The sequence below is a fragment of the Wolbachia endosymbiont of Drosophila leontia genome (genome assembly GCF_028981785.1).
Classification (GTDB): domain Bacteria; phylum Pseudomonadota; class Alphaproteobacteria; order Rickettsiales; family Anaplasmataceae; genus Wolbachia; species Wolbachia pipientis.
In genome coordinates this window covers 1-7557 of sequence record NZ_JAPQLK010000174.1, presented here as the reverse complement: position 1 = coordinate 7557, position 7557 = coordinate 1, and the positions used below count along the sequence as shown (strand labels likewise).

Sequence of the window (7557 nt, the reverse complement as noted above, 5' to 3'; positions counted from 1 at the left end):
CCAGCTTGCAAATGATTGTCCTTTCCTTCATTTCTCTCCTATTACGAAGATTTTAAACAGGTTCTTAGCAATATCTCTAGCAATTTCACCGCTAAAAATTATAGCGATGGTATTATTTGCAAGTAAAATATCAAATATACTGACTATTTTTGCAATAAATAACTGCGCTGTTTTTTGTCCACCACGTTGTATCATAACCCAAGATGAAAGTTTATCTGCAAACTCCTTAGAATTTTTACCTACTAGTCCTGAAAGCCCGCCAACCATCAATGACAGTAGCATAATTTCATGCATACTCATAAATCCCTTAGTGATGTTTTGGCTTAAAAACAATAAACCATAATTGTTGTTATTTATAAATCCAATGATTCCAACAAAAGTTATGCTTAAAACCAATGCCGTAAATACATCTATTCCAAAGTTCGCAAGCAATATAAGTATTATGTAAGGAGTCACAAGCAATAAAGAATACTCCTTAACTGAAATAGCAGCACTATTGCTTGAGCTATAAAATAATATAATTATTGTGAATATAGAAGCAATTAGTGCCACTTTTGCATTCAGTTTTAATTTTTTCTTTATATCAGCCTTTTGAGACATCACAGATGCAATTGTAGTATCAGAGATAATAGATAAATTGTCACCAAACATTGCTCCTCCTACAACGGTTGCAACTCCTAAGGAAGGAGAAATCCCAGCTTGTGTCAGTTCAACTGCAATAGGAGCAATTGTTGCAATGGTGCCCATTGATATACCAATAGCAGTGGAGATGAAAGCTGCTACAAAAAATAATCCTATGAGTAAAAATTGTGTTGGTATAAATGAAAGAGCCAAATTAACTGTGGCATCAGCACTACCGATTGCTTTAGTTACTTCACTGAATGCACCTGCAAGTAAAAAAATGATGCACATAGTGATAATATTACGATCTCTTACCCCATCTAGAAAGGCATACATTTTTTCTTCAGTATTGCCCTTGTATAAAACCCAACCCAGAGCTATGGCAGGAACAATGGCTACTAGTGGAGATAACTGATAAAAAGCATTTGACACGCCAAGAACAGTAAAATATATACCACTCCCTACAAAAAGAAATAGGAACAGTAAAATAGGCAAAAAATTTGTAAGATAAAACATACCTCAGCTCTGATAAATGCAAATCAACTATGATATAATTTATATTATTATAAACCACAGTTAGCACCTTGACCAATGTTTTTCTAGAAAGCAATCTACCAGAAAAGGTTTCCATGAAAAGGACTATTATAATATATCATCTACTTGAATTAAACTGGGAGATAGAATAAGTAAAAAATATGAATGACATAACAACAAAGCAAGTCATATCCTTATGGGATGCACAAGTTGGTGGATTTTTGCCGGATAAAAGAGAAATGGAGATTGATAATATTTTTTTAATCTAATGCTTCAATGTTTCCGACATAGGAAAAGTATCATCTTTACTTTCTATAGAGGAAGGCACACTATTTTGATTATCATCACCATCAATTGGAGTAGTAGGGTGCATTAAAGCAACTTTCATAACTTCATCAATATTCTTAGTAAAAACTACGTTGATCCCCTCTTTGATGCTTGCCGGAATCTCTTGCATATCTTTCTCATTTTCACTTGGTATAATCACAGTTTTGATTGATCCTCTGAGCGCTGCAAGCAATTTTTCTCTTAAGCCCCCAATAGCTAAAACTCTACCACGCAATGTCACTTCGCCTGTCATAGCAACATTTTTGTTAACTGGTATATTCGTCATAAGAGAAACAATAGACGTACATACCGCGCCGCCAGCAGAAGGGCCATCCTTTGGTACCGCACCCTCAGGTACATGCAAATGTATATCATTATTTTGGAATTTTTCGGGCTTTATACCAAAAAACAAACAATTTGATCGAACATAACTATACGCAGCTTTTATAGATTCTTGCATAACCTCTCCAAGCTTTCCTGTGTATTTTATTTCTCCCTTGCCCGGAATTAGGACTGATTCTATCATCAAAATATCACCACCTGTTTCAGTATAGGCGAGCCCAGTTACTATTCCTACTAAACTCTCATTTTCCGCAATGCCAAAGGTATATTTACGTACCCCTAAATAATCTTGTAAATTGTCAACCCCTACGGATATTTTCTTATTTTTATCAGTCAATATTTCTTTAACTGCCTTTCTCATGAGCTTTGCAAGCTCCCTTTCCATACTCCGCACACCACTTTCACGTGTATATAAACGTATCAACTCGTATAACGCCTCATTAGTTATGTCCCATTCCTTCTGATACAAACCATGCTCCTTCTTTAACTTCGGAATAAGGTGGTGTGTAGCAATACTGATTTTTTCATCTTCAGTATACCCGGACAATTGTATAATTTCCATCCTATCACGCAAAGGATGTGGTAAATTTAAGCTGTTTGCCGTAGCTACAAACATTACACTTGAAAGATCAAACTCAACTTCCAAGTAATGATCCGTAAAGTGTTTATTGTGCTCAGTATCTAAAACCTCAAGTAATGCAGATGCAGGATCGCCACGCGAATCAGAACCCATCTTATCTATTTCATCAAGCAGAAAAAGCGGGTTGCATGAATTAGCTTTTTTCATGTGTTGAATGATTTTACCAGGCATTGAGCCAATATAAGTTTTCCTATGCCCTCGTATCTCAGACTCATCACGCACACCACCAAGAGCTATGCGAACAAAATCTCTTCCTACTGCCCTTGCCATAGACTTAGCTAAAGAAGTTTTACCAACACCTGGCGGTCCAACTAAGCAAAGTATAGGACCTTTTATCTCTTTTACTCTTTTTAATACCGCTAAAAATTCTATTATTCTATCTTTTACTTTCTCTATGCCATAATGATTTTCATCTAAGATTTTCTTAGCTGCATTTAAGTTAATTTTTGCATCTTTGTACTTCCCCCACGGCAAATCAAGTAACCAATGCAAGTAACTAGATATAACTGTAGCTTCAGGAGAAATGGGATTCATTTTCTTGTATCTCTTCAAATCAGTTATAGCTTTCTCTCTTGCTTCCTGAGAAAGCTTTGTTTCATTTATCTTTTTTTCAAATTCATTGAGTATATTCCCTTCATCACCATTCTCAAATTCGCCTAATTCTTTCTGTATAGCTTTCAATTGCTCGTTAAGGTAGTAAACTTTCTGAGTGCTTTCAACTTGCGATTTAATTGTCTTATATAAACGGTTTTGTGCGTTCAAAATACTCATTTCTCTCTCAATAAAAGCAAAAGCTTTTTTTAAACGCTCTTCTGGGTCATAAGCCTCAAGTATACTTTGTTTATCTGATACTTTTATATTTAAATGTGAAGCTACCGTGTCTACAAGTTGATCAACTTCTTTGATTTGATCAATGGAGTTAATGGCAACCTCGGGTTGATTTTTCTTGTTTAGCTTACACCAGCTATCGAACGCGTCTACAACAGACCGCCTTAAAGCCTCTAAATCAATATTGCCTTCATCTTCTTCATATTCATAATGACTGTCTAACTCTACCCTGGCTTGTAATAAAGTATGAGAGCTAATATATTCTACAACCCTTCCCCTTCTTATCCCCCGGATTATAACTTTTACTGCATTGTCAGGTAATTTTATTAACGGTTGTACAATGCTTGCTAACACACCTACTTCATAAAGATCTTCAGGCTCTGGATTATCAACAGAGCCATCTTTCTGTGCTACAAGAAAAATCTCATTTTGGTGATTACTACTACTTATTGCATACTCTAGTGCATTAACAGATTTTTCTCTGCCTATGAATAAAGGCACCATTATATTTGGAAAAATTACTACATCTCTTAAAGGTAATACTGACAATGCAGCAAAACCAGAGCTCACAGTACGTTCAATGTTCACAATATATGCCTCAAATTAATCATTAACCATTATAACATTGCCATTGTTATTATGATTAACCGTTGCTTTTCCTAATTCTACCATTTTCTTAGTGATTACTATAGTGCTACCTTCAAAGCCTCCGTTTCCAGATGTATACATAATGTCAAGCAAAAGTGACTCCAAGATAGCACGTAACATTCTTGCACCTGTTTTGTAGCTTATAGCCTTTTTAGCAATAGCTGATATTGCTTCATCTGAAAACTCAAGGTTTACTTTGCTAAACGCAAGCAATGCTTTGTACTGTTTTATCAGTGCATTCCTTGGCTCTGTCAACACATGTATTAAATCTTCATGATCCAGCTCATCTAAAACAGCAGTTATTGGAACCCGCCCTACAAATTCGGGTATTAAACCGAATTTGATTAAATCTTCAGGTTGAACATCATGTAAAGCATTTTTTTTCTTTTGCTCTTTAGACTGACTTATATCTGCTCCAAAGCCAACTGATGTTCCCTTTTTTCTCGCTTCAATAATTTTATCGAGGCCTTCAAAAGCTCCTCCACAAATAAACAGTATGTTACTAGTATCCACTTGTATAAACTCTTGTTGTGGGTGTTTTCGCCCTCCTTGTGGCGGAACATAAGCAACTGTACCCTCCATAATCTTAAGCAGAGCTTGCTGGACCCCTTCACCTGAAACGTCACGGGTTATTGAAGTGCTTTCAGATTTTCTTGTGATCTTGTCTATTTCATCTATAAACACTATACCACGCTGTGCTTTTGCAACGTCATAATTTGCAGCTTGTAATAAACGCGACAACACGCTTTCTACATCATCACCCACATAACCTGCCTCAGTTAAAGTTGTTGCATCAGCCATAGCAAATGGCACATCTGAAACTTTAGCAAGTGTTTTGGCTAGCAAAGTCTTACCAGAACCAGTGGGACCAATAAGCATTATATTTGACTTCTCGATTTCAATATCACTTATAGCATGAAATTGTACCATGGATTGACAATGGTTATACATAGCTACAGATAAAACGTGTTGCGCGTGTTCTTGACCTACAACATGCTTGCTGAGAAAGTTTTTTATATCCTCAGGTTTCTTTAGTAATAGCTTCATATCAGATATACGATCTGAATTAAAAGATCTATCTTTCTTTTGACTTATTGCTTTATGGGATAATTCTATGCACTCATTACAAATAAACACCTTTAAACCATCCGAAGAGTTAGTAATCAATTTATCTACTTCATCTTGCGCCTTGTTGCAAAAAGAACAGTAGTGTAAATCATTATTGTTATCCATTAACCCACCTTTTGTTTAACTTTAGTATTTTCAATTTCAATATCTGTACGCTCAGCTATCACCCTGTCAATTAAGCCAATTTTCCTTGCTTCTTCAGGATCCATGAATTTATCTCTTTCCATCATTCCTTCAATTTTCTTCAGTGAATTTCCAGTATGTTTTTCATAAATTTGATTTAGTTTTTTCTTAACCCGCAAAATTTCATTAGCATGTATTTCTATATCAGTTGCTTGACCATGATAACCACCAGATGGCTGATGTATCATAATTCTTGAATGAGGTAGAGAGTAGCGCTTACCTTTTGTACCAGCTGCAAGCAATAAAGAACCCATAGACGCAGCTTGACCTATACATAAAGTTGAAACGTCTGGGTTTATATACTGCATTGTATCGTAGATCGACAAACCAGCAGTTACAACACCACCTGGTGAGTTGATGTACATACAAATGTCTTTATCGGGATTTTCCGATTCTAAAAATAAAAGCTGTGCTACTATTACGCTAGCCATGTTGTCCTCAATAGGACCTGTTACAAAAATTATTCTTTCTTTCACTAGTCTTGAATATATGTCATAAGCGCGCTCACCGCGACTAGTTTGTTCAACTACAATTGGTATAAGAGTCATACCCTTTCCTATTAAATATTACCAAACAATTCCTTTAATTCTTTCACAGAAATAACCTGCTCTTCTTTACTCACTTTTTCTATTATATAATCTGTCACTTTATACTCAAGCGCTTGCCCTCTAACTAATTCTTGAAATTGTTTATTTGATTCAAAATGCTTAAGTACTCTGTCAAACGGTACATCCTTACTGACGTATTGATTTACAATCACATTCAAAACATCATTTTGAGTTAATGATATTTTATGTTCTGCACTAAATTTCATAAATAACATAGCAAGCTTTACACGTTTTTCAGCTTCTTTACGAGAATCATTTTGAGCACCCAATTCTCCTTCCATTCTTTGTTGCTCCTGTTTTACTATGTCTGTGGGTAAATCAAAACTATAATTAGCATCCAAATAATCAAACAGCTCCTTTTTAATTAAGAGATTTCTCATTTCGGTGCACTGATCACCAATCATTTTTTTTGCATGACTTATTAGCAAAGAATAATCTTTGAACCCAATACTCTTAGCTATTTCATCATCATTTTCAAAATCTTTGGCAACCTGAATCTCATTAATTCGCACAGAAAAATCAGCTTCCTGTCCTGCAAGGGAAATGGCTTGGTAATTTTCAGGAAATTTCAACTTAAAGTTCTTTGCCTCTCCCTTTTTCATACCAGTTAATTGATCTTCAAAACCATTAATAAATGTGCCAGACCCTAAATTAACGGCAAAATTTTTGCTACTTCCACCCTGAAAGAGCTTATTCCTAATCCGCCCTTCAAAATCAATTATCAATTTATCCCCATCTTTCGCTTGGTAAGAAGCATCATCAACAGAGGCAAAATTGGGGAACTTTGTTTTGATAGAATCAATAAATTCTTTTATATCTTCCTCTTCAATCCTTGCTTCAATTTTCTTTAAGTTTATTTTGTCAAGATCTATCATCGGTACTTCAGGCATCGACTCAAAAGATAGCTTGTATACAAAATTGCCCTCCTCATTTTCTTTGCCCAGATCTGGTAATGATATAACATCAACCTTAGGATAAATGTGAGACTTGACTTCAATTTTTTTCATCAAATCACTTGAGCAATAATCAATTGTATTATTTATCACATATTCCAAAGCCTCGTTTTTATAATTTGCAACAACAAGGTCATAGGGCATCTTTCCAGCCCTAAATCCAGGTGATTTTGCATTTTCTGCTATCTCTTGCAACCTGGAATTTACCTTTTGTTTTATATAATCACTACCAACTATGATTTCATACTCATACTTTAGTTTATCTATACTAAGCTCTTTGTAGGTATATACGCTACTTACTTCGACTGTATTTTGAGGTATATTATTAGACATCATAATTCATTTATTAACATTTTAATTCATATCTTAATAGAGTCATTTTACCAGAATTTAAGTTAAACACAATCCTTAAGAACAGGTTTTTACACAAACAAAAGTGTATTTAGTGATTATAAATTTTCCCTTAAAACCTAAGTTACATGACTTTAAAGTGCGGACAGAGGGACTTGAACCCCCACGAGCAAGCTCACCAGGACCTAAACCTGGCACGTCTACCAATTCCGCCATATCCGCAAGAAATTTTCAGTACCCTATTATAGGTATTCCATTAAAAATATTCAAGGTTTAAAGTCTTAGAACCTGTTAAGGATCTCGAAAATATGAGGTAGAATAAGTATAGTTAAGAAAGAGGTATATCTATGCAAAAAAGCTATCCAAGAGATATAAGTAAAGAACAATTTGAAAA

The 7557-nt window shown here is 35.0% G+C and carries 5 protein-coding genes and 1 tRNA gene; all 6 read right to left on the bottom strand.

What is annotated here, in order from left to right; all coding sequences use genetic code 11:
- Positions 1 to 27 precede the first annotated feature (27 nt).
- Entirely contained in the window at positions 28 to 1137 is a 1110-nt protein-coding gene (locus OZD63_RS05855) for a Na+/H+ antiporter NhaC family protein (protein ID WP_275008360.1), read from the bottom strand.
- 283 nt (positions 1138 to 1420) lie between these two features.
- Entirely contained in the window at positions 1421 to 3880 is a 2460-nt protein-coding gene (gene lon / locus OZD63_RS05850) for an endopeptidase La (protein ID WP_275008359.1), read from the bottom strand.
- 15 nt (positions 3881 to 3895) lie between these two features.
- A complete protein-coding gene (gene clpX / locus OZD63_RS05845; RefSeq protein ID WP_274979627.1) occupies positions 3896 to 5173 on the bottom strand; it encodes an ATP-dependent Clp protease ATP-binding subunit ClpX in 1278 nt (425 codons plus the stop codon).
- Positions 5173 to 5799: an ATP-dependent Clp endopeptidase proteolytic subunit ClpP gene (gene clpP, locus OZD63_RS05840; RefSeq protein WP_038250016.1), complete on the bottom strand. Its 627-nt coding sequence runs from the start codon at positions 5797 to 5799 to the stop codon at positions 5173 to 5175. Before clpP ends, clpX begins: the two co-directional genes overlap by 1 nt.
- An 11-nt stretch (positions 5800 to 5810) precedes the next feature.
- A complete protein-coding gene (gene tig, locus OZD63_RS05835) occupies positions 5811 to 7145 on the bottom strand; it encodes a trigger factor (protein ID WP_274979631.1) in 1335 nt (444 codons plus the stop codon).
- A gap of 158 nt (positions 7146 to 7303) precedes the next feature.
- Positions 7304 to 7385 (bottom strand) — tRNA-Leu (locus OZD63_RS05830).
- Positions 7386 to 7557: the final 172 nt, after the last annotated feature.

What these genes read in the sequence shown, in the direction of transcription:
- clpP (WP_038250016.1), bottom strand. Translation starts at nt 5,799, where the DNA reads ATGACTCTTATACCAATTGTAGTTGAACAAACTAGTCGCGGTGAGCGC.
- tig (WP_274979631.1), bottom strand. Translation starts at nt 7,145, where the DNA reads ATGTCTAATAATATACCTCAAAATACAGTCGAAGTAAGTAGCGTATAT.
- clpX (WP_274979627.1), bottom strand. Translation starts at nt 5,173, where the DNA reads ATGGATAACAATAATGATTTACACTACTGTTCTTTTTGCAACAAGGCG.
- OZD63_RS05855 (WP_275008360.1), bottom strand. Translation starts at nt 1,137, where the DNA reads ATGTTTTATCTTACAAATTTTTTGCCTATTTTACTGTTCCTATTTCTT.